Annotated in this window: 23 protein-coding genes; 13 read left to right on the top strand and 10 right to left on the bottom strand. The window is 60.5% G+C overall.

The window, feature by feature from the left end; translation table 11 throughout:
- The first annotated feature begins 22 nt into the window (after positions 1-22).
- The 6 genes from DYL59_RS01320 to DYL59_RS01295 all read left to right on the top strand — a co-directional run bounded on the left by DYL59_RS01320 (position 23) and on the right by DYL59_RS01295 (position 6427).
- Positions 23-649 carry a DUF1120 domain-containing protein gene (locus tag DYL59_RS01320; RefSeq protein ID WP_135287528.1) on the top strand — a complete coding sequence of 209 codons (627 nt, stop codon included), beginning with the start codon at positions 23-25 and terminating at the stop codon, positions 647-649.
- A 29-nt stretch (positions 650-678) separates the two neighbouring features.
- On the top strand, positions 679-1398 hold the full coding sequence (locus DYL59_RS01315) for a fimbria/pilus chaperone family protein (protein WP_135287725.1): 720 nt from the start codon (positions 679-681) through the stop codon (positions 1396-1398).
- A gap of 135 nt (positions 1399-1533) precedes the next feature.
- Positions 1534-3969, top strand: a complete 2436-nt coding sequence (locus DYL59_RS01310; protein WP_135287527.1) for a fimbria/pilus outer membrane usher protein — start codon at positions 1534-1536, stop codon at positions 3967-3969.
- 11 nt (positions 3970-3980) lie between these two features.
- Positions 3981-5108, top strand: a complete 1128-nt coding sequence (locus DYL59_RS01305; protein WP_135287526.1) for a DUF1120 domain-containing protein — start codon at positions 3981-3983, stop codon at positions 5106-5108.
- Positions 5109-5118: 10 nt separating this feature from the next.
- A complete protein-coding gene (locus DYL59_RS01300) occupies positions 5119-5763 on the top strand; it encodes a DUF1120 domain-containing protein (RefSeq protein WP_135287525.1) in 645 nt (214 codons plus the stop codon).
- A gap of 40 nt (positions 5764-5803) precedes the next feature.
- On the top strand, positions 5804-6427 hold the full coding sequence (locus DYL59_RS01295) for a DUF1120 domain-containing protein (protein ID WP_135287524.1): 624 nt from the start codon (positions 5804-5806) through the stop codon (positions 6425-6427).
- Positions 6428-6438: 11 nt separating this feature from the next.
- Here the strand turns inward: DYL59_RS01295 and DYL59_RS01290 are convergent, their stop codons facing one another.
- A complete protein-coding gene (locus DYL59_RS01290; protein WP_135287523.1) occupies positions 6439-7692 on the bottom strand; it encodes a CynX/NimT family MFS transporter in 1254 nt (417 codons plus the stop codon).
- A 338-nt stretch (positions 7693-8030) separates the two neighbouring features.
- Between DYL59_RS01290 and DYL59_RS01285 the strand changes: the two genes are divergently transcribed.
- Positions 8031-8519, top strand: a complete 489-nt coding sequence (locus DYL59_RS01285) for a type II toxin-antitoxin system MqsA family antitoxin (RefSeq protein ID WP_135287522.1) — start codon at positions 8031-8033, stop codon at positions 8517-8519.
- Between the two features lie 61 nt (positions 8520-8580).
- Here the strand turns inward: DYL59_RS01285 and DYL59_RS01280 are convergent, their stop codons facing one another.
- The 4 genes from DYL59_RS01280 to DYL59_RS01265 form a co-directional block, all read right to left on the bottom strand.
- A complete protein-coding gene (locus DYL59_RS01280; RefSeq protein WP_003171943.1) occupies positions 8581-9345 on the bottom strand; it encodes an amino acid ABC transporter ATP-binding protein in 765 nt (254 codons plus the stop codon).
- An 11-nt stretch (positions 9346-9356) separates the two neighbouring features.
- Complete coding sequence (locus DYL59_RS01275) at positions 9357-10454, bottom strand: amino acid ABC transporter permease (protein WP_135287521.1); 1098 nt, start codon at positions 10452-10454, stop codon at positions 9357-9359.
- 10 nt (positions 10455-10464) lie between these two features.
- Positions 10465-11646 (bottom strand): amino acid ABC transporter permease, encoded by a 1182-nt coding sequence (locus tag DYL59_RS01270; protein ID WP_135287520.1) that lies wholly within the window; start codon positions 11644-11646, stop codon positions 10465-10467.
- Positions 11647-11718: 72 nt separating this feature from the next.
- Positions 11719-12750, bottom strand: coding sequence for an amino acid ABC transporter substrate-binding protein (locus tag DYL59_RS01265; protein WP_135287519.1), 1032 nt, complete (start codon positions 12748-12750; stop codon positions 11719-11721).
- A gap of 347 nt (positions 12751-13097) precedes the next feature.
- Between DYL59_RS01265 and DYL59_RS01260 the strand changes: the two genes are divergently transcribed.
- Both DYL59_RS01260 and rhlB read left to right on the top strand, forming a co-directional pair.
- Entirely contained in the window at positions 13098-13754 is a 657-nt protein-coding gene (locus tag DYL59_RS01260; RefSeq protein WP_135287518.1) for an alpha/beta hydrolase, read from the top strand.
- Between the two features lie 96 nt (positions 13755-13850).
- Positions 13851-15305, top strand: a complete 1455-nt coding sequence (gene rhlB, locus DYL59_RS01255; RefSeq protein WP_202877191.1) for an ATP-dependent RNA helicase RhlB — start codon at positions 13851-13853, stop codon at positions 15303-15305.
- A gap of 127 nt (positions 15306-15432) precedes the next feature.
- Here rhlB and moaE read toward each other — a convergent pair whose 3' ends face one another.
- The 5 genes from moaE to DYL59_RS01230 form a co-directional block, all read right to left on the bottom strand.
- Complete coding sequence (gene moaE / locus DYL59_RS01250; RefSeq protein ID WP_135287516.1) at positions 15433-15885, bottom strand: molybdopterin synthase catalytic subunit MoaE; 453 nt, start codon at positions 15883-15885, stop codon at positions 15433-15435.
- A 2-nt stretch (positions 15886-15887) separates the two neighbouring features.
- Positions 15888-16130: a molybdopterin converting factor subunit 1 gene (gene moaD, locus DYL59_RS01245; protein ID WP_135287515.1), complete on the bottom strand. Its 243-nt coding sequence runs from the start codon at positions 16128-16130 to the stop codon at positions 15888-15890.
- Positions 16127-16600: a cyclic pyranopterin monophosphate synthase MoaC gene (moaC, locus tag DYL59_RS01240; RefSeq protein ID WP_135287514.1), complete on the bottom strand. Its 474-nt coding sequence runs from the start codon at positions 16598-16600 to the stop codon at positions 16127-16129. The genes moaD and moaC overlap by 4 nt, the downstream gene beginning before the upstream one ends.
- Positions 16601-16766: 166 nt before the next feature.
- Positions 16767-18161 carry a PhoH family protein gene (locus DYL59_RS01235; RefSeq protein ID WP_135287513.1) on the bottom strand — a complete coding sequence of 465 codons (1395 nt, stop codon included), beginning with the start codon at positions 18159-18161 and terminating at the stop codon, positions 16767-16769.
- 347 nt (positions 18162-18508) lie between these two features.
- Positions 18509-19633, bottom strand: coding sequence for a polysaccharide deacetylase family protein (locus DYL59_RS01230; protein WP_135287512.1), 1125 nt, complete (start codon positions 19631-19633; stop codon positions 18509-18511).
- A 240-nt stretch (positions 19634-19873) separates the two neighbouring features.
- Here DYL59_RS01230 and yaaA point away from each other — a divergent pair, with 240 nt between their 5' ends.
- The 4 genes from yaaA to DYL59_RS01205 all read left to right on the top strand — a co-directional run bounded on the left by yaaA (position 19874) and on the right by DYL59_RS01205 (position 25622).
- Positions 19874-20653 carry a peroxide stress protein YaaA gene (gene yaaA, locus DYL59_RS01225; RefSeq protein WP_135287511.1) on the top strand — a complete coding sequence of 260 codons (780 nt, stop codon included), beginning with the start codon at positions 19874-19876 and terminating at the stop codon, positions 20651-20653.
- A gap of 884 nt (positions 20654-21537) precedes the next feature.
- Positions 21538-22854, top strand: coding sequence for a nucleotide sugar dehydrogenase (locus DYL59_RS01220; RefSeq protein WP_135287510.1), 1317 nt, complete (start codon positions 21538-21540; stop codon positions 22852-22854).
- Between the two features lie 83 nt (positions 22855-22937).
- On the top strand, positions 22938-24419 hold the full coding sequence (gene alg8, locus DYL59_RS01215) for a mannuronan synthase (protein ID WP_135287509.1): 1482 nt from the start codon (positions 22938-22940) through the stop codon (positions 24417-24419).
- Positions 24420-24455: 36 nt separating this feature from the next.
- On the top strand, positions 24456-25622 hold the full coding sequence (locus tag DYL59_RS01205; RefSeq protein WP_135287508.1) for an alginate biosynthesis protein Alg44: 1167 nt from the start codon (positions 24456-24458) through the stop codon (positions 25620-25622).
- The last annotated feature ends 70 nt before the right edge of the window (positions 25623-25692 follow it).

Raw genomic sequence — 25692 nt, 5'->3', positions numbered from 1 at the left:
ATCACGGTTCCCACACCTGACCATGAACACGTTCTCACGCCGCCTGGTGACGCTCTGTCTCTGCCTGACCGCCACACCCGCCTTTTGTGCTTCGACGGTCGATGTGACCTTGACCGGACGCATCACGCCCAGTGCCTGCACACCGACCCTGTCACCCAGCGGCATCGTCGATCACGGGCGGGTGCCGGCCCGAACGCTCAATCAGTACGAATTCACGCAACTGCCCAGCAAAAACCTGGCGTTGAACGTGAGCTGCAATGAGCCGGTGCTGTTTGTACTGGTCGGTGTGGACAACCGCGCCGAGTCGTCGGTAGGTCCCGGTTTCTACTACGGCCTGGGCACCAACATTCACGCGCCCAGAGAGCGCCTGGGTTCGGTGTCGCTGGCCATCCGCGAAGCCTCCGGCGACAACCAGGGCGTGCTGGTGCTGGCCTCTAGCAACAAGGGCGAGACCTGGTTTCCAGAATCCAATGCCTACCCGAACAACTTCATGGGCTTTGCCCGCCCCGGCACCCTTGTCCCGGAACCCCACCGACTGATCAGCGCGACCCTGCAGATCAACACGTCCATCAACGCCGCCGCCTACCTGACCCTCGACCAAGAGGTGCCGCTGGACGGTTCCATCGTGCTAGACCTTAGGTACCTGTAGCCATGTTCCCTATCCCTCGCTTTGCCTTCATGACACGGGCGTTCAACCTGGTTCGCTATGCGTGTCTTTACCTCGCCGCCCTGGCTCTGACGCTCTGGGGGCCAACGCTGGTACTCGCCGACGGCATGGTGCCGGATACCTCGGTAGTCATCGTCCACGAAGCCGAGGGCGAAGCCTCGGTGTCGGTCACCAATACCGATGCCAAGCTGGCCCTGCTGCATGTGACCCTGGAGGACATCCCCGAAGACACCGCGCCGTTGTTGTTCGTCACTCCACCCTTGACCCGTGTGGAGCCGTCCAAGAGCCAATTGATCCGCTTTATCCTGCAAGCCTCCGAACCCCTGACCACCCAACGCCTGAAACGGGTGATCTTCGAAGGCATGCCCCAGGGACGACCGGCAGGCGAAGCAGGCCATGCGCGAGTGGGCGTGACCGTGCGCCAGAACCTGCCCGTGATCCTGCACCCCAAGGGCCTTGCGCCAAATCGCGAGCCCTGGACCGGCCTGACCTGGCGCCTTAAAGACCAACAGCTCAGCGTGCACAACCCCACGCCCTACGTGGTACGCCTGGCCCAGGAACTCACGCTGCTGCCGGGCAAAGGCTCGGCCTTGTTGCCACGCACTTACGTGCTGCCGGGTGAAACCTTGAGTGTCGCGGCCAGCCAGGCCCACGCCACCACCGTGCAGTTGCAACCGGCCACGGTCTACGGCTTTGCGGTGAAACCTTACCAAGCACCGATCACCCTTTGATCGCAGCGCCGGCGGGACTGGTACCGGCGCCCCAATAACGAAGTGGCCTCCCATTGAAGGCCACCAGGAGCCTCGCCGCACCAGGGTCGGAGCGGCCATGCGTCCATCACTTGAGTACCCCTTGTGAGCACAGTAATGACTGATCGCGACGGCGAAGCCGTGCCCGGTTTTTCACCCCGCAGGCGACGCACGCTCCTGGCGAGCCTGGCGCTGAGCCTCGGCGCCACGCTGCCATCGAACGAACCGTTGGCCGACGAAAGCGCAGGTTCGTTCGACCCGCAAACCTTGTCCCAACGCGGTATTGACCCGCAATTGGCCAACCTGCTGCTGGAGGCACCGCGCTTCCCTGCCGGGCGCCATGCCCTCAACCTGAACGTAAATGGCCAGCGGCGTGGCCGGGTGGATGTGGTGTTTGATCAACAGGGCGCGCTGTGTTTCAACCAGGCGCTGCTGGATGCGGGCAACTTGCGCATACCGACAGACGATGCCGACTGCCATGGGTTTCTCGACGCCTACCCGCAGACCGTGATCGAGCAAGACCCCGCAAGCCTGAGCCTGGCGCTGGTGGTGCCCACCGACGCCCTGCGCCCGGCTGTGCAGGACGTTTCCGGCTACCAGACCGGCGGCTTCGCCGGCCTGCTCAACTACGACGTGAGCGGCCTGTACAACGAATTCGGCGAAGACAACAGCCGCTTCGCATCGGCCAACACCGAGGTCGGTTTCAATGCCGGTGACTGGATTGTGCGCAGCCGCCAAGTGCGCACCTGGCAAGACAAAGTGGCCCGCACCACGCACCTGGACGCCTATGCCCAACGCACCTTCGCCGAACAGCAGGCGGTGTTCCAGGCCGGGCAGATCAACCTCTACAACCCGGTGCTGGCCGGCGCACAGATCACCGGCGCCCAGGTGCTGACCGAGACCGCACTGCAGGACCAGAACCAGGGCGCGACCATTACCGGCATCGCCAACAGCCCTGCCCAGGTGGAAATCCGCCAGAACGGCACCCTGATTCATTCCACCGTAGTCCCCGCCGGGCCGTTTTCCCTGAGCGATGTACGGCGCTTGAATAGCCGCTCCGACGTGGAAGTCACAATCAAGGAAACCTCAGGTGAAGAGCGGCGTTTCACTGTGCCGGCCGCCATGCTGGGCCTGGGGTTGCCCGCCCCTGGTTACTCGGTCGCGGCCGGCCGGCTACGCAAGGTCGGTGACGGCCCTGGCGCCGAGCCCTGGGTAGCCAGCGGCGGCTGGAGCGGCGCGCTGCACCCTCAAGTCAGCGTCGGCGCCGGCGTGCTTGGGGCCGAAGACTATCGCGCGGCAGGTATGAGCCTGGGTTGGTTGCCGTGGCAGGACAGCCAGCTTCAGTTCTCCACCCAACTCGCCCAGGCCACTCGCCAAGGCAATGAACGCGGCATGCAAACCGACCTGTCCTGGTCTCAACGCTTGACCGAGCGCTGGGCAGTCACCACCGCCGGTTCGTGGCGCACCCTGGGTTATCGCGACCTGGAAGAGTCCACCTACACCACCAACACCCGCGAGCAACAACGCTCCCGCTACCGCGACCAGCAGAGCGCCACGGCGTCCTGGTCACACCCGATGCTGGGGGCGTTCAGTGCAGGGTTCTCACGTTCATCCACGTTTACCGGCGACAGCAGCAGCCGCGCGCTGATGTCCTGGGGCACCAGCTTTGGCCGGGTGTCGGTCTCGGCCAGTGCCGAATGGCAAATCGGTGGGCGCCAGCAAAGCGATGACAGCCTTTACCTGAACATCAGTGTGCCGCTCGGTGAAAACCGCAGGGGCCGTGCCTGGGCGCGAAACACCGGCGGCGAGCACCGCATTGGCGCCGGGGTAAGCGAGCAGATCAATGATCAATTGAGCTATCGCGTTGGCGTGGAACGCGACAGCCGCGACCGTGAGGTGGAGTCCTCCGTGGGCGTCTCGGCTCTGCCTTACTACAGCCAGTTGGACTTCAACTACACCCGCAACGACGCCGAGCGTTCCAGCTATCAGGGCGGCGCACGCGGGGGCGTGGTACTGCATGACGACGGCCTGACCTTTTCGCCGTACCCGGTGCGCGAAACCTTTGCGCTGATGTCGGTGGGCGACATGGCCGGGATCAAGGTGAGTACGCCCAGCGGCCCGGTGTGGACCGACTGGCAAGGCCAGGCGGTGGTACCGCAACTCAGTGCCTATGGCCGCAGCCCGGTGGAAGTGCAAACCCGCTCGCTGCCGCGCAATGCCGATATCAGCAATGGCCTGGCAGTGTTGTCGGCTGGCCGCGGTGCGGTGGACAAAGTCGAGTTCGGCGTGGCCCTGACCCGCCGTGCGCTGCTGAACGTGACCACGGCGGCCGGTCAGCCGGTGCCGCGCGGTGCCACCGTCAGTACCGAGAATGGCGAGTTTGTGACCCTGGTGCAGGAAGGCAGCCAAGTGTTTCTGCCCGACGTGCTCGACCGCCGCGCGCTGTGGATCAGCGCACCCGGCCAGGCCCGCTGCCGCCTGATGTTTGACCTGCCCGAACGCAGCGACCCCGAGGTGTATTACGAAACTGCACCGGCGCGGTGCCTACCATGAGGATGTCCACCATGGGTCTGAACCCTGTCTTGTTAGCACTGGGCCTGCTGTCGAGCGCCACCACCTGGGCCGCCGACGAGTGCCAGTTGAACCTGAGCGACACTGCGCTGGATTTCGGCCTGATGAACCGAGCGGTCGCAGGGGTGCCAGCAGCGGAACGCCTGCTGGGTGAACGAAGGGTGAGCCTGACCCTCAATTGCCCCGACCCCGCTGACCTGAGCCTGTTTTATCGCGCACTGGGCGCGGGTGCCGAACGCTTCGCCTTTACTGAGCGTGGCAGCTACAGCCTGCACGTCAGCCACGCCCTGCTCGATGGCCAAGCGGTTGAGTTGGGCTTGCTTGCCGGTCGCGGCCAACCCGCCGTCTCCAGCGGGACCAGCCTGGCGTGGCGCCCTGAACATGGGATTGTGCCGATGCGCGCCGGGGTGCCGGCCAGTGGGCGCAATCTGTCGGTACAACTGGAAATTCGTGCCTGGGCCAGCGAACAAGCCTCGCGGGTCAACGATGCTGTCACCTGGGAAACCAGCGGTGTGTTCGACGCCCTCAACACTGGCCGCACACGGGATATGCGCCTGCAAGCACGCTTTGCCCCGGCCGCCTGCACACCCAGCCTGTCCGGCGGCGGCACGGTGGATTTCGGCAAGTTATCGGTGATGGACCTGGACATGCACAAGGACACGTTGCTGGCCGCTCGCCCCCTGGTGATCAGCGTAGCGTGCGACGCGCCGACCGCCTTCACCCTGCGCCTTCAAGACAACCGCCAGGGTTCGGCCACCGGCCCAGGCGACGAAACCCGCTACGGCCTGGGACTCGATGCCAAAGGGCAAAAAATCGGTCGCTACGCAGTGATCTTCGACCCACTGCGCGTCACCGCCGATCACTTCGCCCAGTTGTACCGCACCGATTCCCCGACCGGTGACGCGCCGTGGAGCAGCGCCAGTGCCAGCCCGCTGGCCATCGGCGCCAACCGCCACCTGGGGTTCAGCGCCAGCGCCGGCAGCACCGGCGGCCCAGACCCCATTCAACAACTCAGTGCCACGGCGAGCCTGGAGGCGGTGATTGCACCGCTGGGTTCACTGGACCTGGGCAGCGAGGTGCGGCTCGACGGCTCGGCCACCCTCGAAATCAACTACCTCTAGGAGCACCGCCATGAAAACCCTATTGATGCCTCTCGCCGCCCTGATGGTTCTGTCAGGCAGCGTCCACGCCGCCTCCACGGTCGACCTGGCCGTGAAGGGCCTGATCACGCCGATGGCCTGCACGCCGCTGTTGTCCAGCGGCGGGCTGGTGGACTTCGGCAAGATCTCGCGCAATGACCTCAACCTCACCAACGGCACCCGCCTGCCCCACAAGTACCTGACCCTGACCGTCACCTGCAACGCCGCCGGGCGCTACGCCCTGCGCATGCGTGACAACCGTGACGGCACGGCCCACGTCAACAGCGAGATCTTCTACGGGCTGGGGCTCGACACCGCCGGCAACAAAATCGGCGTGTACTCGGTGAGCTTCGACCCCAAGCAGACCGTGGTCGATGACCTTGCCGTCGTGTATGGCACCGAGTCCACCACCGGCGGCCTCGCCTGGCGCACCTCCAACCTGAACCCGATCGACATCGGGTCACGCAGCCTTCTGGGCTTCACCGATGTGGTCGGCAGTGTCGCCGGCCCCTCGGCGATCCAGACCCTCACCAGCACCCTGACGCTGGAAGCCACGATCAACGCCCGACAGAACCTGGACCTCAGCGTGGAAACGCCGATGGACGGCTCTGCCACGTTGGAAGTGGTGTACCTGTAAACCCTGCAATTTTTCCTAACCCTGAATCTGGAGTAACCCCATGAGCAACATCCGCAACACACTGATCGCCGCACTGCTGACCACCGCCACCGGCACTGCACTCGCCGCCTCCAGCGTCGACCTGGCAGTAAAGGGATCGATCACCCCGAGTGCCTGCACACCCAGCCTGTCCAGTGGCGGCACGGTGGATTTCGGCAAGATGTCCGCCAAGGACCTCAATGCCGACAAAGTGACGCGCCTGGAAAGTGACCTCATTCAACTGAGGATCAGCTGCGACGCGGCCACGCTCTTTGCCTTCAAGGGCGACGACAATCGCAAAGGCTCGGTACCTGACGGCCACGAGGGCAACTTCGGGCTTGGCCTGATCAATGGCAATGAAAAGCTCGGTTCCTACTATGGTGTGTTGACTTCAGCGGTGGCTGACAATTCCCCCGCCAGGTTCATCGGTTCGCAAGATGGCGGAGCGACCTGGTTCAGTACCGGTGAACTATCGGATAGCCTTATCACATCCGTCGCCAATACCACGTCCATCACACCGATACCGGTGCAGGAGTTGACCGGCGACCTGAAAATCAAGGCGTTGATCGCCCCCGCCAACTCCCTGACCTTGACCAGTGAAGTGCCCCTCGACGGTTCTGTCACGCTGACGGTCAGCTACCTCTGACCCCCATGGGGTCAGACTTTTTCACTGCTGACCCCAACATACAACGCACGACCCGCACCACAACCGGCGATGATCGCGCCCAGGCCGATCACGCCGAACACCCAGCCGGTGGCGCCCCAGCCACCGGTCCAATCATGCAGTACCCCCACCGCCAACGGCCCCATGGACGCCAACGTATAGCCGATGCCCTGGGCCATGCCCGACAGGTTGGCGGCGACGTGGGAGTCCCGTGAGCGCAGCACAATCAGGGTCAATGCCAGGCTGAACGTGCCGCCCTGGCCCAGCCCCAGCAGAATCGCCCAGCCCCACAAGCCATCCAGCGGCGCAAACAGGCAGCCAAACAAACCGGCGAGGGTGAGCAGCATTACCACCACGATCGCCAGGCGTTGGTCCTTGCCCCGCGTAGCCAGCCACGGCGCGGTGAGCGCGCTGAGCAGTTGCACGATGATCGACCCGGACAGCGCCAAACCCGCTTCGGTAGCGCTAAGGCCCCGGCTGATCAGGATCGATGGCACCCAGCCAAACACGATATAGGCCAGGGACGATTGCAGGCCCATGTACAGGGTCACTTGCCAGGCCAACGGATCGCGCAGCAACCCCTTCACCCGATAAGCGACTTTGTGGGCACCGTGCTTCTGCCCGATTTGCGGCAACCAGAACAGCGCCGCCACCAATGCGGGCAGAATCCAGAAACCCAGGCCGATGTTCCAGCTGTTGCCGAAGTACTGACTCAACGGCACCGTCGCCCCCGCTGCCAACGCCGCGCCCAGGCACAACGCCATGGTGTACACACCGGTCATGGTGCCGGCCTGTTTGGCAAAGTCACGCTTGACGATGCCTGGCAGCAGCACACCGATGATGCCGATGCTTGCCCCCGCAACCAGGCTGCCGGCAAACAACCCGGCCTCGCCGAATGAGCTGCGCAGAAGAATGCCTGCGGCCAGCGTGAGCAGAATCCCCAGCACCACCCGCTCGGCACCAAAGCGCCGTGCCAGGATCGGCGCCAAGGGCGCAAACAACCCCAGGCACAGCACCGGCAAGGTGGTCAGCAAACCGGCCTTGGCCGCCGACAGGCCCAGGCTGGTCGACACATCGTTGAGCAATGGCGACAGGCTTGACAGCGCCGGGCGCAAATTCAGCGCCACCAGCACAAGCCCCAACAGCAGCAACCATGGGCGGCTTACCGGTGGCGGGCTGTGTTGAATCACATCGTCGTCGGCTTCGGCGTCGATCAACAGTTCTTCAAGCTTGGTTTCAGAGGTCATGGATCAACTGCCGGCAGAGGGATGGGCGTTTGCCCTGATCGCTGGTTGAAAAGTCCCACAGCCTATTCGGACGTGCCTACAAGAGCAACGCACTAAGTTTTTTAGGCAACAAAAGGAGCTGAATTTTCGATTGGTAAAATTACCCTCTGAGGGTAATTATTGGACTCAGGTGTCTTATGGAAAAGTACACACCTCATTACGATTTGGCCTTGGTAAAAAAAGAGGTCGTCCTTTTGGGTTACCGGGCATTCACTGATCTACGGCACGGAGATTTACATCAAGGTCACTGACCGCCCAGGCGGTGGCCCTCCCGTAATCTCCTTCAAGGAGAAAACCCTATAAGAACCCAGCAATGCATGAGCTGCGGAACCCATGACGCAATGCAGCACTTCGAAGGTCGCACCTTCACAATCAACACTCGGGGAATGATTCGGGTTATTCCTGACATTGCGGGCTGGGAATGCGAGGTCTGTCATGAAGTTGAATTCGATCACGACGACGACAGTGCGGAGCGTTATTGCAAGGCTTCCGATCTGCTGTTGATCGACGCGCGTAAAATCATCGCCGCCGAAATGAAGCGAATCCGCCGCAAGCTACACCTCACACAAAAAGACGCTGTGCGACTCTTCACCGTCCGCGGGCACAATGCATTTTCTCGCTACGAACGGGCTGAGATTTTTCCGCCGGAACCGTTGCTCACGTTGATGCGCCTATTGGATAAACACCCCCACTTGCTGGCAGATATTGAAGCCCTCAATGTCGGGGAAGACCTGAACCGACTGCTCATTGCAAAAGATGCGCTACCGCTGGCAGCACAAGCCTCCTGACAAAAACCAGCAGGCAAAAATAAACCCGGCACCAGGCCGGGTTTATTCATTCAAGCCCCGATCAATGCAAAATCTGGCTCAAGAACAACTTGGTCCGGTCATTCTGCGGGTTGTCGAAGAAGTCATTCGGCGCCGCCTGTTCCACGATTTCACCCTTGTCCATGAAGATCACGCGGTTGGCCACGGTGCGCGCAAAGCCCATTTCGTGGGTGACGCACAGCATGGTCATGCCGTCTTCGGCCAGGCCGATCATGGTGTCCAATACCTCTTTGACCATTTCCGGGTCGAGTGCCGAAGTCGGCTCGTCGAACAGCATGATTTTGGGTTTCATGCACAAGGCACGGGCAATCGCCACACGCTGCTGCTGGCCGCCAGACAGTTGCCCCGGAAACTTGTGGGCCTGCTCGGGGATGCGTACGCGCTCCAAGTAGTGCATGGCAATTTCTTCGGCCTTGCGCTTGGGCATCTTGCGCACCCACATCGGGGCCAGCGTGCAGTTTTGCAGGATGGTCAGGTGCGGGAACAGGTTGAAGTGCTGGAACACCATGCCCACTTCGCGGCGGATCGCTTCGATCTGCTTGAGGTCGTTGGTCAGTTCCACGCCATCGACCACGATGCGACCCTGCTGGTGTTCTTCCAGGCGGTTGAGGCAACGGATGGTGGTGGACTTGCCCGAACCCGACGGGCCGCACAGCACGATACGCTCGCCCTGCTTGACGTTGAGGTTGATGTCTTTCAACACGTGGAACTGGCCGTACCACTTGTTGACGCCCTGCATCTGGATAATGCCTTCAGGGCTCACAGGCTGTTTGATCGCTTCGCTCATAACATCAACTCCTAACGCTTGTGGCCTGTGTCGAGCTTGTGTTCCAAATGAATGGAATAGCGCGACATACCAAAACAGAAAATCCAGAACACCAGGGCGGCGAACACGTAGCCTTCGGTGGCCATGCCCAGCCATTTAGGGTCGGCGGCGGCTTGCTTGACGCTGTTGAGCAGGTCGAACAGGCCAATGATGATCACAAGGCTGGTGTCCTTGAACAGCGCAATGAACGTGTTGACGATGCCGGGGATCACCAGCTTCAAGGCTTGCGGCAGAATCACCAGGCCCATCGAACGCCAGTAGCCCAGGCCCATCGCCGCAGCCGCTTCGTATTGCCCTTTGGGAATCGCCTGCAAACCACCACGCACCACTTCAGCCACGTAGGCCGACTGGAACAGGATCACGCCGATCAGTGCGCGCAGTAATTTGTCGATGCCCATGCCTTCAGGCAGGAACAACGGCAGCATCACCGAGGACATGAACAGCACGGTGATCAACGGCACACCGCGCCAGAACTCGATGAAGGTCACGCAGACCACTCGAATCGCCGGCATGTTCGAGCGCCGCCCCAGCGCCAGCACGATGCCCAGCGGCAAGGCGCCGGCGATGCCGACAGTGGCGATCACCAGGGTCAGCATCAGGCCGCCCCATTGGCTGGTGGCCACGTTGGTCAGGCCGAAGATGCCGCCGTGCAGCAGGAAGAACGCGATGATCGGGTACAGCACCAGAAAGCCCAGGCCGTAGATCGCCTTGCGCTGGAAGCGCGAGATGAACAACGGCGCCACGCCAACAATGGCCAACCACACGGTCAGGTCCACACGCCAGCGCAGCTCGCCAGGGTAGTAGCCGTACATGAACTGGCCGAAGCGCTGTTGGATAAACACCCAGCAGGCGCCTTCCTTGGTGCAGTCGGCGCGGGTGGTCCCTACCCAGTTGGCATCCAGGATCGCCCAATGCAGGATCGGCGGGACCACCAGGTAGATCAGGTAGAACGCCAACAAGGTCAGCAGGGTGTTAAGCCAACTGGAAAACAGGTTGGCGCGCATCCATGCCATCGGCCCGAAGACTTTGCTCGGCGGCGGCATATCAGGTTTGAACGTATGCGAACTCATGCAGGTTTCCTCACCGCTCGATCAGCGCAATGCGCTTGTTGTACCAGTTCATCAGCAGGGAAATGCTGATGCTGATCGCCAGGTACACGCTCATGGTGATTGCAATCACTTCGATCGCCTGGCCGGTCTGGTTAAGCACCGTGCCGGCAAACAGCGAAACCATTTCCGGGTAGCCGATACCGGCGGCCAGGGACGAGTTTTTCGCCAGGTTCAGGTATTGGCTGGTCAGCGGCGGAATGATCACCCGCAGGGCCTGCGGGATGATGACCTTGCGCAGCGTCGGCCCAGGGCGCAGGCCCAGGGAGCGCGCGGCTTCGGTCTGGCCGTGGCTGACGGACTTGATGCCCGAGCGCACGATCTCGGCGATAAAGGCTGCCGTGTACACGGTGAGTGCCAGGGTCAGTGCCAGCAGTTCGGGGATCAATACCCAACCGCCGACAAAGTTGAAGCCTTTGAGCTCCGGCATTTCCCAGTGCAGCGGTGCACCGAAGACCAAGGCGCACAACGCCGGGATCACGATGAACAACCCAAGGCCCGCCCAGAATTTATGGAACGGCACGCCGGTGGCTTCAAAACGCTTGTTGGCCCAACGCGCCATCAACACGATTGCCACAATGGCCACCACGATGCTGACCACAAACGGCCAGAAGCCATCGGCGGCAATCGCTGCCGGCATGTTCAGGCCACGGCTGCTGACAAAGAAGGTATCGCCGAAGTTATGGCTGTTACGCGGCCCCGGCATGGTCAGGAACACCGCGAAATACCAGAACAGGATTTGCAGCAGCGGCGGGATGTTGCGGAACACTTCCACATACACGGTGGCCAGCTTGTTGATCATCCAGTTCGGTGACAGACGCGCCACGCCGATGATGAAGCCCAGCAGGGTCGCGAGAATCACGCCGATAAAGGTCACCAGCAAGGTGTTGAGCAAGCCGATCACGAAGACCCGTGCATAGCTGTCCGATTCGGTGTAATCGATCAAATGCTGCGCGATGCCGAAGCCGGCACTGCGTTCAAGAAAGTCGAAACCCGAGGTAATGCCCCGGTGCTGAAGGTTGGTCTGGGTGTTGTCGAAGAGGTACCAGCCCAGCGAAATCACCGCCACAATCGTGATGATCTGGAAGAGCCACGCACGCACTTTGGGATCGCTGAAGCTGAGCTTCTGCTTGGGTGCGACGATTTGTTTTTGCATGAAATGCCCCGAAAGAAATGGAACAGGAACTCACCCGGCGGTTGGCCCACCGGGTGATTGAACCATCAGCGATCAGCGCACAGGCGGTGCGTATTGAATGCCGCCGTTGTTCCACAGCGCGTTCAGGCCACGGTCGATTTCCAGCGGGGTGCTCTTGCCCAGGTTGCGCTCGAACACTTCGCCGTAGTTACCGACTTGCTTGACGATCTGTACAACCCAGTCTTTCTTCACTTTCAGGTCTTTGCCGTATTCGCCATCAGCACCCAGCAGACGGGCTACGTCCGGGTTCTTGGTGGACTTGGCTTCGGCTTCGACGTTTTTGGACGTGATACCGGCTTCTTCAGCGTTGAGCATGGCGTAGCCAACCCAGCGCACGATGGCCAGCCACTCGTCGTCGCCATTACGCACCACCGGGCCCAGTGGCTCCTTGGAGATGGTTTCTGGCAGAACGACGTAGTCCTTCGGTGCGGCCAGCTTGCTGCGCTGGGCGAACAGTTGGGACTTGTCGGAGGTCAGTACGTCGCAACGCCCGGATTCCAGCGACTTGGCGCTTTCATCGGAGGTGTCGAAGGTGATCGGGGTGTATTTGAGGCCGTTGCCACGGAAGTAGTCGGAAACGTTCAGCTCGGTGGTGGTACCGGCCTGGATGCAGATGGTTGCACCGTCCAGTTCCTTGGCACTTTTTACGCCCAGCTTGTTGTTTACCAGGAAGCCGATGCCGTCGTAGTAAGTAATGAAGCCTGGGAATTTCAGGCCCATGCCGGCGTCACGGGAGCTGGTCATGGTGGTGTTACGGGACAGGATGTCGACTTCGCCCGATTGAAGCGCGGTGAAACGCTCCTTGGCATTCAACTGGCTGAATTTGACCTTGGTAGCGTCGCCAAACACGGCGGCGGCCACAGCGCGGCACACGTCAGCGTCGATCCCCAGGATCTTGCCGCTGGCATCCGGTACCGAGAAACCCGGCAGGCCGTCACTCACGCCACATTGCACAAAGCCTTTCTTCTGCACGGCATCCAGGGTGGCGCCGGCTTGGGCGAAACCGCTGACACCCAGTACAGCCGCCGCAGTCACGATGGCCAGGGTGGATTTCAATACCTTCATTCAAACCTCCAGTTGCTCTTGTTGTGTCGGAGCTCGAACCTCAGCGCACCCTTATGAGGCGGTATTGACCCGTGTTGGCTTTTTTTGGGGTCAAGCAGCTTGAGGCCGTCGCAGTAATTCCAGCTGCTATCCCATCGGCGGCAGTCACTGATAGTGTTACCGTCTTCAGAGATAGTTCTGACATCGTTCAACACATAGCAAGGCCCGTACCAGAGTGGCGGCTGAGTCGTTTCAGCCCACTATCAAGCGCAAAAGATTCAACCTTGCGACATTCTCTTAACAGATCAACCTGCCGCGCACCGTTGGGTCGCACTTAATCGGAGCGCACGCACATATATGGAGCAGACATGACCGAACCCTTGATTCTTCAGCCCGCCAAGCCCGCAGACGCCTGCGTAATCTGGTTGCATGGCCTGGGTGCCGATCGCTACGACTTCCTGCCGGTGGCCGAAGCACTGCAAGAAAGCCTGCTGACCACCCGTTTCGTTTTGCCCCAGGCGCCGACCCGCCCGGTGACCATCAACGGTGGCTATGAGATGCCGAGCTGGTACGACATCAAGGCCATGAGCCCGGCACGCTCGATCAGCCTGGAAGAGTTGGAAATATCGGCAAAAACGGTCACGGATTTGATCGAGGCTCAGAAGAGAACCGGAATAGACGCTTCGCGCATTTTCCTCGCCGGTTTCTCCCAAGGGGGCGCCGTGGTGTATCACACCGCGTTCCTGAACTGGGAAGGCCCGTTGGGTGGCGTGATTGCCCTCTCCACCTATGCCCCTACCTTCGGCGACGAGCTGCAATTGTCTGCCAGCCAGCAGCGCATTCCGGCCCTGTGCCTGCACGGCCAATACGATGAAGTGGTGCAAAACGCCATGGGCCGCAGCGCCTACGAGCATCTGAAAACCCATGGTGTCACCGTGACATGGCAGGAATACCCAATGGGCCACGAAGTGTTACCCGAAGAGATCCGCGATATCGGCATCTGGCTGTCAGCACGCCTGGGCTGAAACCCGGCGTTTATGTAGCCGTATGACAGACGCACTACGCCGCGCCCGATTCTTGCATTACACTGGCCGGCGTACATTCCTTAACCAATTAATGAGATCACCGTGCTCGAAGCACTCAAGAAGATGTTCGGCAAAAGCGAGGCCGAGCCGCTCGCGCCTGTTCCCAGTGCTCCTGTCCCGACTGCCGGCAGCCGCAATGACGGCCAACAGCCCGAGCGGACTGCGCCTGTCGCCCAGCCCGCGACGCCTACGGTGACTCCGCCTGAGCTGGCCAAACAAGCCGCACCGGCGCCGAAACCGCGCCGCGAACGTGCGCCCAAGCCGCCCGTTATCCCGTGGAAACTCGAAGACTTCGTCGTCGAGCCCCAGGAAGGCAAGACCCGCTTCCACGACTTCAAGCTCGCCCCGGAACTGATGCACGCCATCCAGGACCTGGGGTTTCCGTACTGCACGCCGATCCAGGCACAGGTCCTGGGCTTCACCCTGGCGGGCAAAGACGCCATCGGCCGCGCCCAGACCGGTACCGGCAAGACTGCCGCGTTCCTGATCTCGATCATCACCCAGTTGCTGCAGACGCCACCGCCGAAAGAACGCTACATGGGCGAACCCCGCGCACTGATCATCGCCCCCACCCGGGAGCTGGTGGTGCAGATCGCCAAGGACGCCGCCGACCTGACCAAGTACACCGGCCTCAACGTCATGACGTTCGTTGGCGGCATGGACTTCGACAAGCAGCTCAAGCACCTCGAAGCCCGCCACTGCGACATCCTGGTGGCCACCCCTGGCCGCTTGCTGGACTTCAACCAGCGCGGCGACGTGCACCTGGACATGGTCGAAGTGATGGTGCTGGACGAAGCCGACCGCATGCTCGACATGGGTTTTATCCCACAAGTGCGCCAGATCATTCGCCAAACCCCGCCCAAGTCCGAGCGCCAGACGCTGCTGTTCTCCGCCACCTTCACCGAAGACGTGATGAACCTGGCCAAGCAGTGGACCACCGACCCGTCCATCGTCGAGATCGAAGCAGAAAACGTCGCCAGCGAAAACGTCGAGCAACATATCTATGCTGTGGCCGGGGCCGACAAGTACAAGCTGCTCTACAACCTGGTCAACGACAACGGTTGGGAGCGGGTGATGGTGTTTGCCAACCGCAAGGACGAAGTGCGCCGCATCGAAGAACGCCTGGTGCGTGATGGGGTAAACGCTGCGCAACTGTCGGGCGATGTGCCGCAGCACAAGCGCATCAAGACGCTGGAGGGCTTTCGTGAAGGCAAGATCCGCGTATTGGTGGCCACTGACGTGGCGGGCCGTGGCATTCACATCGACGGCATCAGCCATGTGATCAACTTCACCCTGCCGGAAGTGCCGGACGACTACGTGCACCGTATTGGCCGCACCGGCCGTGCAGGCGCTGCGGGTGTGTCGATCAGTTTTGCCGGGGAAGATGATTCGTACCAGTTGCCGTCGATCGAGGCGCTGCTGGGGCGCAAGATCAGCTGCGAGACGCCGCCGACGCATCTGTTGCGAGCGGTAGAGCGCAAACGCCCGTAAAGCTGGAATGCGATAAAAAATGTGGGAGCGGGCTTGCTCGCGAATGCGGTGTATCAGTGATGAATGTATCAACTGACACTCCGCATTCGCGAGCAAGCCCGCTCCCACATTTGGTTTTGTGTTTAGCCTACGACTTCCAGCGATCTGCGGCAGCGTGATCGCTACTACGCCCTTCGACCCATCGCGGTCCTTCGCTGGTGTTCTCTTTCTTCCAGAACGGCGCCCGCGTCTTCAAGTAATCCATCACAAACGCACAGGCATCGAACGCCGCCTGGCGATGGGCACTGGCTACGCCAACGAACACAATCGGCTCCCCAGGCTCCAGCGCGCCGATGCGGTGCAGCACATCCAGCTTGAGCAAGGGCCAGCGCTGTTCTGCTTCCACAGCAATCTTGGCCAAAGCCTTTTCAGTCATGCCGGGATAGTGTTCAAGAAACATCCCCGACACCTCACGGCCATCGTTGAAGTCACGCACGTAGCCGACAAAACTCACCACCGCGCCCACGCCGACATTGGCCGCGTGCATGGCGTTGACTTCGGCACCGGGGTCAAACGCCTCGATCTGCACCCGAATGGCCATGCTCAGCCTCCCGTGACGGGTGGGAAGAACGCCACTTCATCGCCATCGACGAGGGGTTCGTCCAGCGTACACAGCTCTTCGTTGCGCGCGCACATCAGGCTGGCTTCGTTGAGTACGGCAAAGTCTGCATCATTGGCGAGCGCGAGCCGCACCGCACCGACGGTGGCGAATTCGCCCTCCATCTCCAGCGAGTCAAAGCCCACCGCCTCGGCGTAACGCGCAAAAAACAATACGTTGATGCTCATGCCTGGTCCGCCTTGAAGTGCCCACTTTTGCCGCCGAGCTTTTCCAGCAGGCGAATATGTTCGATGGTCATGCCGCGATCCACGGCCTTGCACATGTCGTAGATCGTCAGCGCCGCAACGCTGGCGGCGGTCAGGGCTTCCATCTCCACGCCGGTTTGCCCGGAGAGCTTGCACCGCGCCAGGATGTGCACAGCGTCCACGCCATCGGCGCGCAACTCGACCTTGACGCCGGTGAGCATCAGCGGGTGGCACAGGGGGATCAAATCGCTGGTCTTCTTGGCGGCCTGGATCCCGGCGATGCGGGCCACGGCAAATACGTCACCCTTGGGATGGGCACCGTCGACAATCATTGTCAGGGTCTCGGGCAACATGCGCACACGCGCTTCGGCCACCGCTTCACGGAACGTCACGGCTTTGTCGGTGACGTCGACCATGTGGGCGCGACCTTGGGAATCGAGATGAGTCAGCACGGGGTTACTCCTGATCAGGAGCAGCGATTGTAAACCCAACACTGATCAAGATGTGTCACAAGCTTATGTGGGAGGGGGCTTGCTCCCGATAGCAGTGGGTCAGTCAACAGAGATGTTGAATGTGCCATAGCCATCGGGGGCAAGCCCCCTCCCACATTGACCGCATTTACAAGTGCGATTCGGCGTATTCAGCCAGAATCGAGCGTGGAACCCCTTGCAGCGCAATGTGCACGCCGTTCGGGAAGTCTTTGAAGCGTTCCGTCAGGTAGGTCAGCCCGGAGCTGGTCGCGGACAGGTAAGGGGTGTCGATCTGTGCCAGGTTGCCCAGGCACACCACTTTGGAACCGGCGCCGGCACGGGTGATGATGGTTTTCATCTGGTGCGGCGTAAGGTTCTGGCATTCATCAATCAAAATCAGGCTCTGCTGGAAGCTGCGACCTCGGATGTAGTTGAGGGATTTGAACTGCAACGGCACTTTGCTGAGGATGTAGTCGACGCTGCCATGGGTGTTTTCGTCATCCATGTGCAAGGCTTCGAGGTTGTCAGTGATCGCCCCCAGCCACGGCTCCATTTTTTCCGCCTCGGTGCCGGGCAGGAAGCCAATCTCCTGGTCCAGGCCCTGCACGCTGCGGGTGGCGATGATGCGGCGATAGCGCTTGGTCACCATGGTCTGCTCGATGGCGGCAGCCAGGGCGAGGATGGTTTTACCGGAACCGGCAGCGCCTGTCAGGTTGACCAGGTGGATGTCTGGGTCGAGCAGCGCGTACAGCGCCAGGCTCTGGTAGATGTCACGCGGTTTCAGGCCCCAGGCTTCCTGGTGCAACAGGGGTTCCTGATGCAGGTCGAGGATCAGCAGCTTGTCGACCTGGATCTCTTTGATCCAGCCCACAAAGCCCTGTTCGTCGATGATGAATTCATTGATATGCACCGCCGGCAGGTTGTCGATCAGTTGCACCTGGTGCCAGGTGCGGCCGTGGTCCTGGCGGGTTTCGACTTTGCTCACCAGGTCCCAGAAGGAGCCCGTGACGGTGTGATAACCACGGGACAACATCGAAACGTCGTCGACCAGTTGGTCGGTGCTGTAGTCCTCGGCCGCGATCCCACACGCACGGGCCTTGAGGCGCATGTTGATGTCTTTGGTCACCAGCACCAGGCGCAGGTCCTTGTCACGCGCGTGCAGGTCGATCAATTGGTTGATGATCTTGTTGTCGTTGAGGTTTTCCGGCAGCAGGCTGCTGGGCTCGCGGCCCTTGCTCATCAGGATCGACAGCAAGCCCTTGGGCCCGCTTTTGCCGCGCTGGATCGGCACGCCGAGTTCTACGTCTTCAGGAGAGGCCTCGCCCAATGTCTTGTCGATCAGGCGGATGGCCTGGCGGCATTCGGCGGCAACGCTGTGGTGCCCGCTTTTGAGTTTGTCGAGTTCCTCAAGCACGATCATCGGGATGGCGACGTGGTGTTCTTCAAAGTTGAGCAGAGCGTTTGGATCGTGGATCAATACGTTGGTATCAAGCACATAAAGGATTGGCTGGTCGGAAGAAGGGGTGCGTCCATGATCATCCATACTCGGTCACCTTTTGTGGGAGCCAGTCGACGCAATACCTGGGCGGTGCTGCGCCTCGATTCGACCACCGAATGCACCTGAGGGACGTCAAGTGCATGCCCACATGAGGAGTCTTGGAAGACGCCACCTGTGCTGCAGGTTTCGGCGATCTGACTTCGTAATACCGCAAAACCTGTGACACTAAAAAGCACTTTGACGCTTTTTTGAAGTTTATTTTTCAGGATGACGAATAGCACTAGCCGAGTGCCATGTACCCCGTTAAAGTCGGAAGTCCGCCTGCATCGATTTGTCGCACAAAATCGCCCCAGAAAGCCCTCATCCCCAACAGGGCCGGGCACTTCATCTTTTTATCGAAATGCTTCCCGGCAGTCCTGCCAACCCAGCCCACTTTGCGCCGTTTGCTGCAACAGCATGGGCAACGCCACACGCGCCTTGTCTTGGGTGTCGTGAAACACAATCACCCCTTTGCGCCACAGCAGCATCAGCGTCAGCACGCGCTGCGCCGACTCATCGGCCTTGAGTTTGCCGGGGTCATCCTGGGAATCGATGTCCCACAGCGCCACCTGCAAGCCCTGGGACTGGAAGAAGCCCTGGCTGTCCGCACGACGCTGGCCGTAGGGCGGGCGGAACAACGGCACGTAGTTTTCCGGCAGCAGGTTCTGCGCCAATGAAGCGGTGCGGGTGATCGAGCCCTGCCATTCCACCCAATGGCTGTGGGAACGGTATTGCCAGCCCAGGGTCCCGACGCACTGGTCCTGGTACAGCGCCTGCACATCGCTGGCCGAACTGCGTTCGACACGGCTTTGCAGGCTGCTGCCCAGCACGAAGAACGTGGCGTTCATCTTCTGTTTGCGCAGGTAGTCGGCGAGCCAATCGGTATTGCCGCTCACGGGTGCAGGGCCGCCGTCGAAGGTCAGCAGGAACATTCGGTCGTTGAATTCATCCCCATTGCGCTCATGGTCGCCGAAGCGGGCGACTTCGCTGCTGATCTGCGGGAACAGCGCGGCCTTGCGCAGCAATTCGTCCAGGTAGCGCTCGTGGAAGGTATGGCTCGGCGCGGCCCAGCCTATATAGAAGGAGTTTTCGCTGACCTCGAACTTGCCGGCCTGCTCGCGCAGGTCGTCCATGTTTTCCACCAGGTAGCAGAACGAGGCGTCTTCCTCGCAGCTTTGCTGGGCGAAGGTGTAATTCTCCAGCAGGCGCTGCCAGAGTTGGCGGCGCAGGTCGTCGATGGCGGCCAGGTTGATGATCTTCAAGCCCAGGCGCTGCTTGAGCGCGGCCTCATCCAGAGCTTCGGTGGCCGAGAGGCTGCGGGCGAACATCAGGATCTCCGCGCGTGAAGCCACATCGAACAGCGCCGGGCTGGCGAGCTTTTCGGGCCAGGTGCCACGGTCCAGGCTGGCCACATCCACCGGCGCGGCCTGAACATTCAGGCACAGCAGGCATGCCGACAACAAAAGCGCTATTCGCACACGGGGTCTCCCCTTCCAGAGTTACCGGCCATCATAACGGACTGACCGCCGATAAATGTAGGAGCGAGCTTGCTCGCGAAAAACCTCAACGATTACACGCTCATGCTGGATGAACGCGGTGCATGGGCGTTTTTCGCGAGCAAGCTCGCTCCTACAGAAAAGCGGCCACTATCAGCTTGATAGGTGGAGTCAAAACGCCCAAGCCCCTAGAATCGCCGCACGATTACAGGAGACGACTTCATGCTGACGGTGATTTCCCCCGCCAAGACCCTCGATTTCGAGACCAAGCCTGCCACCGAGCGCTTTACCCAGCCGCAGTACCTGGACCATTCCCAGGAACTGATCGAGCAACTGCGCGAGCTGAGCCCGGCGCAAATCAGCGAGCTGATGCACGTATCCGATAAGATCGGCGGCCTCAACGCCGCGCGTTTCGGCAGTTGGACCCCGGCATTCACCCCGGCCAACGCCAAGCAGGCGCTGCTGGCGTTCAAGGGCGACGTGTACACCGGCCTCAACGCCCAAACCTTCAGCGAGGCCGACTTCACCTACGCCCAGGACCACCTGCGCATGCTCTCGGGCCTCTACGGCCTGTTGCGCCCCCTGGACCTGATGATGCCGTACCGCCTGGAAATGGGCACCAAGCTGGCCAACGCGCGTGGTAAAGACCTGTACGCCTTCTGGGGCACCCGAATCAGCGAATGGCTGAACGAAGCCTTGGCTGCCCAAGGGGACGATGTGCTGCTCAACCTGGCCTCCAACGAGTACTTCTCGGCGGTCAAGCGCACAGCCCTGAACGCGCGGATCATCAACACCGAGTTCAAGGACTTGAAGAACGGCCAGTACAAGATCATCAGCTTCTACGCCAAAAAGGCCCGGGGCATGATGAGCCGCTTTGTGATCGAAGAGCGCATCAACGACCCGGCCAAGCTCAAGGCGTTTGATGTAGCGGGTTACCGCTTCAATGCGGAGCAGTCCAAGCCGGATAATTTGGTGTTTTTGCGCGATCACGCACCGGAATAAAGCCAAGCCCTTCTCTTTCAGGCAATGAGATCCAAATGTGGGAGGGGGCTTGCCCCCGATAGCGGTGTACCAGTCACCTAATTTTGTGACTGACACCCTGCTATCGGGGGCAAGCCCCCTCCCACATTTTGTTCGAGTTCCAACCATTAAAAAGCCATTATTTTGGCGTCAAAAAATATCTTGTCGCAAACCTAACGATTCTTTCACTCGACATTTCTGAATTTTTTTCATAGTGGCACCACTTTTTTAAAACACTAGTGGCACAAAACTATCCCCTCGCGCCAACTCCCCATAACTACTGGCCCAAATAGCAAGTGCTATCAATATAGTACCAGTGCCATCTTTTCTAATATTTCAAGAAATTTCGGGAAACAGGATGAGCGGCCTGGAACTTCGTCTAAACCGGCGGCTCATACCACCGGTAACGAAATTCTCTGTTTCTGTAGGAGATAACTTACACAGCGATCCAAGGAAGTAGCGAAGTTGCCCCATCAACTTTGACTCATGGGTCACATCATCAACTGATATGAGTTGAGGGCGGCGATAAGGATTAATTGCTTCTCCCTATAGGCCAAGGCAGCGCTTACCCAAATGTGTCAGTGATGACACCCAAGATGTTGATAAATAAAGGCTTATTGCCTCCATCAGCATCCTGCGGCACTGGCGTCGGGACCTTCCCCAAGAAGGCCGGCTGCATTTGAGGGCAAGCCCCAATAACAAGGCCAAGTTGCGCACAACTTGAGTGCAATAGTTAGTCACTCGTTATTCAACATGCCTGTACGCGGTAAGTCGGCGTCTATTCGCCTAACTTTCGCGGCATCAGTGACGCTTGCAAACATGAACTCCGGCCAATTATTGGCATGATTAACAAAGAGGTAAATGCGATGCGCATCAGCATATTTGGTCTAGGTTACGTTGGCGCAGTCTGTGCCGGTTGCCTGTCTGCCCGTGGCCACGAAGTGGTCGGCGTAGACATCTCCAAGGACAAGATCGACCTGATCAATGCCGGTAAATCGCCGATCGTTGAACCAGGCCTGGGCGAGCTGTTGAGCAAGGGGATCGAGACCGGTCGCCTGCGTGGCACCACCAACTTCGCCGAAGCCATCCGCAATACCGACCTGTCGATGATCTGCGTCGGTACGCCAAGCAAGAAAAACGGCGACCTGGAACTGGACTACATCGAAGCCGTGTGCCGCGAGATCGGTTTTGTCCTGCGTGACAAAGCCACCCGCCACACCGTGGTGGTGCGCAGCACCGTACTGCCAGGCACCGTGGCCAACGTGGTGATCCCGATCCTGGAAGACTGCTCCGGCAAGAAAGCCGGCGTCGACTTCGGCGTTGCGGTCAACCCGGAATTCCTGCGTGAATCCACCGCCATCGCCGACTACGACCTGCCACCGATGACCGTCATCGGCGAGTTCGACAAAGCCTCCGGCGATGTCCTGCAGTCGCTGTACGAAGAACTCGACGCACCGATCATCCGCAAGGACATCGCCGTTGCCGAAATGATCAAGTACACCTGCAACGTGTGGCACGCCACCAAGGTCACCTTCGCCAATGAGATCGGCAACATCGCCAAGGCTGTCGGCGTCGATGGCCGTGAAGTGATGGAAGTGGTCTGCCAGGACAAGACCCTCAACCTGTCCCAGTACTACATGCGCCCAGGTTTCGCCTTCGGTGGCTCGTGCCTGCCAAAGGACGTGCGCGCCCTCACCTACCGCGCCGGTTCCCTGGACGTAGAAGCACCGCTGCTCAACTCGCTGATGCGCAGCAACGAGTCCCAGGTCCAGAACGCCTTCGACATCGTGTCCAGCCACGACAAGCGCAAAGTCGCCCTGCTGGGCCTGAGCTTCAAGGCCGGCACCGACGACCTGCGTGAAAGCCCACTGGTAGAGCTGGCGGAAATGCTGATCGGCAAGGGCTTTGACCTGAGCATCTACGACAGCAACGTCGAGTACGCCCGTGTCCACGGTGCGAACAAGGACTACATCGAAGGCAAGATCCCTCACGTGTCGTCCCTGCTCAATTCGGACTTCGATGATGTGATCAACAACTCCGACGTGATCATCCTCGGCAACCGTGACGAGAAATTCCGCGCCCTGGCGCAGAACGCTCCGCACGGCAAGCAAGTGATCGACCTGGTGGGCTTCATGTCCAAGGCCACCTGCACTACCGGTCGCACCGAAGGCATCTGCTGGTAACAGCAACGGCAAGTTCCAGGCGGCGCGCGTTTCCATCCCCAGCGCGCGCCACCTGGAACCTCCTTCACCTTCGGAAGATGCTTATGTCCAAGTTAAAACACGTACTACTGCAATCCGCCGGCTGGCTGTTCTTCCTCAGCCTGCTGATGGGTCTCGCCCTGCTGTTGCCGGCGAGCACGTTCGACTCCGAGTCGAAGAATTTTATTTTCCTGATTGGCGCCGTGGGTATCTGGCGCTACTCGATGGGTGCTACGCATTTCTTTCGCGGCATGCTGTTTTTGTACGTGGTCTACCCGCACCTGCGCCGCAAAGTGCGCAAGCTGGGCAAGGCTGCCGACCCGTCCCATGTGTTCCTGATGGTCACAAGCTTCAGGATCGATGCACTGACCACCGCCCAGGTGTACAGCTCGGTGATTCGCGAAGCCATCGAATGCGGCTTCCCCACCACTGTGGTCTGCTCGCTGGTGGAAATGTCCGATGAACTGCTGGTGAAGAGCCTGTGGGAACGCATGCAGCCGCCAGAGCACGTAAAGCTCGACTTCGTGCGCATCGCCGGTACCGGCAAACGCGACGGCCTGGCTTTTGGTTTTCGTGCGATCTCCCGTCACCTGCCGGATGACCGCGCCGTGGTGGCTGTGATCGATGGCGACACCGTGCTGGCCGAAGGCGTCGTGCGCAAGACCGTGCCGTGGTTCCAATTGTTCGGCAATGTCGGCGGCCTGACCACCAACGAGTTCTGCGAAGTGCGCGGCGGCTACATCATGAGCGAATGGCACAAACTGCGCTTCGCCCAACGCCACATCAACATGTGCTCCATGGCCCTGTCCAAGCGCGTGCTGACCATGACCGGTCGCATGTCGGTGTTCCGTGCCAGCGTCGTGACCGACCCAGGCTTTATCGCCGACGTGGAAAGCGACTCGCTGCAACACTGGCGCCTGGGCCGCTTCAAGTTTTTGACCGGTGACGACAAGTCCAGCTGGTTCAGCCTGATGCGCCTGGGCTACGACACCTTCTACGTGCCGGATGCCGCGATCAACACCGTGGAACACCCGCCGGAAAAGAGCTTTATCAAGGCCAGCCGCAAGCTGATGTTCCGCTGGTACGGCAACAACCTGCGCCAGAACTCCCGAGCCCTGGGCCTGGGCGTGCGTCGCCTGGGTGTGTTCACCAGCATCGTGCTGTTCGACCAGCGTGTGTCGATGTGGACCTCCCTGCTGGGCCTGACGGTCGCGTTCATCGCCACCTTCAAATACGGCGGCGCGTTCATCCTCGCGTATCTACTGTGGATCGGCATCACCCGCCTGATCCTCACCCTGCTGCTGTCGTGCTCCGGCCACAAGATCGGCCCGGCTTACCCGGCGATTCTCTATTACAACCAGATCATGGGCGCGCTGGTGAAGATCTACGTGTTCTTCCGCCTCGATCAACAGTCCTGGACCCGCCAGGACACCAAACTGACCCGCGATTTGGCCAGCTTTCAACGTTGGTTCAACACCTGGTCGTCTCGGACCATGACCTTCTCCGCCGGCAGCATCTTCGTCGCCGTGTTGCTGATGATGGTCTGAACCTGCCAAGCCTGAATTAACTAGGAACTACACACCATGAATAGCCAAGCAAACGTCAACGTTGTCCACGAATCCGAAGCCCAACGCCAACATGCCCGGGTCAAAATCCCGGCCAAGCTGCGCTTTTTCAACACTGACCGCACACCGACCGAAGCACGGGTGATCGACCTGTCCGCCGGCGGCTTGGCATTCACCTCCACCCAGCCGTTGACCGTCGGCGAAGTGCACAAAGGCCGCCTGCAGTTTGTGATCGACAACCTGGGCCTGGCCATGGACGTGGAGCTGCAGATTCGCTCCTACGACCGCCAGAGCGGGCGCACCGGTTGCCAGTTCCAGAACCTGGAGCCCCAGGATATTTCCACCCTGCGCCACCTGATCACCTCGCACCTGTCCGGTGACATCGTGACCATGGGCGACGTGCTGGCCACCCTGCAGCGCGACAACTTCACCAAGGCGCGCAAGGTCAAGGACAGCGGCAGCGGCATGACCGCCTTTGGCCGCCTGCGTGCAGTGACGTTCAGCGCGGGTATCTTCATCGTCGGCCTGGCCGCTTTCGGTTTCATCTTCAAATCGGTGTACGGCATGTACTTCGTCAGCCACGCCCAGGCCGGTGTGGTGAGCGTTCCCGGCATGAACGTGACCATGCCCCGCGACGGCACCGTGCAAAGCCTGCTCAAGGGCGACGGAATTGCCGCCAAGGGCGCGCCACTGGCGAGCTTCAGCACCAGCATGCTGGACGTGCTCAAGGGCCATCTGGACGAAGACCAACTGCAACCGGCCAAGGTTGAAGAACTGTTCGGCAAGCAAATGACCGGCACCCTGACCTCGCCCTGCGATTGCGTGGTGGCCCAGCAAATGGTCGCCGACGGTCAGTACGCCAACAAAGGCGACGTGATCTTCCAACTGGTGCCACGCGGCAGCCTGGCCAATGTGGAAGCGCGCTTCACCTATCGCCAGTTCGCCGATGTGCGCCCAGGCACCCCGGTGAGCTTCCAGGTGGCCGACGAAGAACAACTGCGCACCGGCACCATCGTCAGCAGCACCAGCCTGAACAGCGCCGACCTGTCCTCCGACATCCGCGTACAGATCAAGCCTGACGCACCGCTGGACAGCACCTACGCCGGTCGCCCGGTGGAAGTGACCAGCGACCGTGGCCCTTCGCTGAACTGGCTGATCGACAAAGCCATGGCCAACGGTCTGTAAGCGAGGACATGCCTGTGATGACTCCTATAAAAACACCGCGGTCCCTGTGGGAGCGGGCTTGCTCGCGAAA

This window comes from Pseudomonas kairouanensis, from assembly GCF_004682055.1.
GTDB classification, from domain to species: Bacteria; Pseudomonadota; Gammaproteobacteria; order Pseudomonadales; family Pseudomonadaceae; genus Aquipseudomonas; species Aquipseudomonas kairouanensis.
Note: the sequence above shows the minus strand (reverse complement) of the source record. Positions and strands in the feature narration are given on the sequence as shown.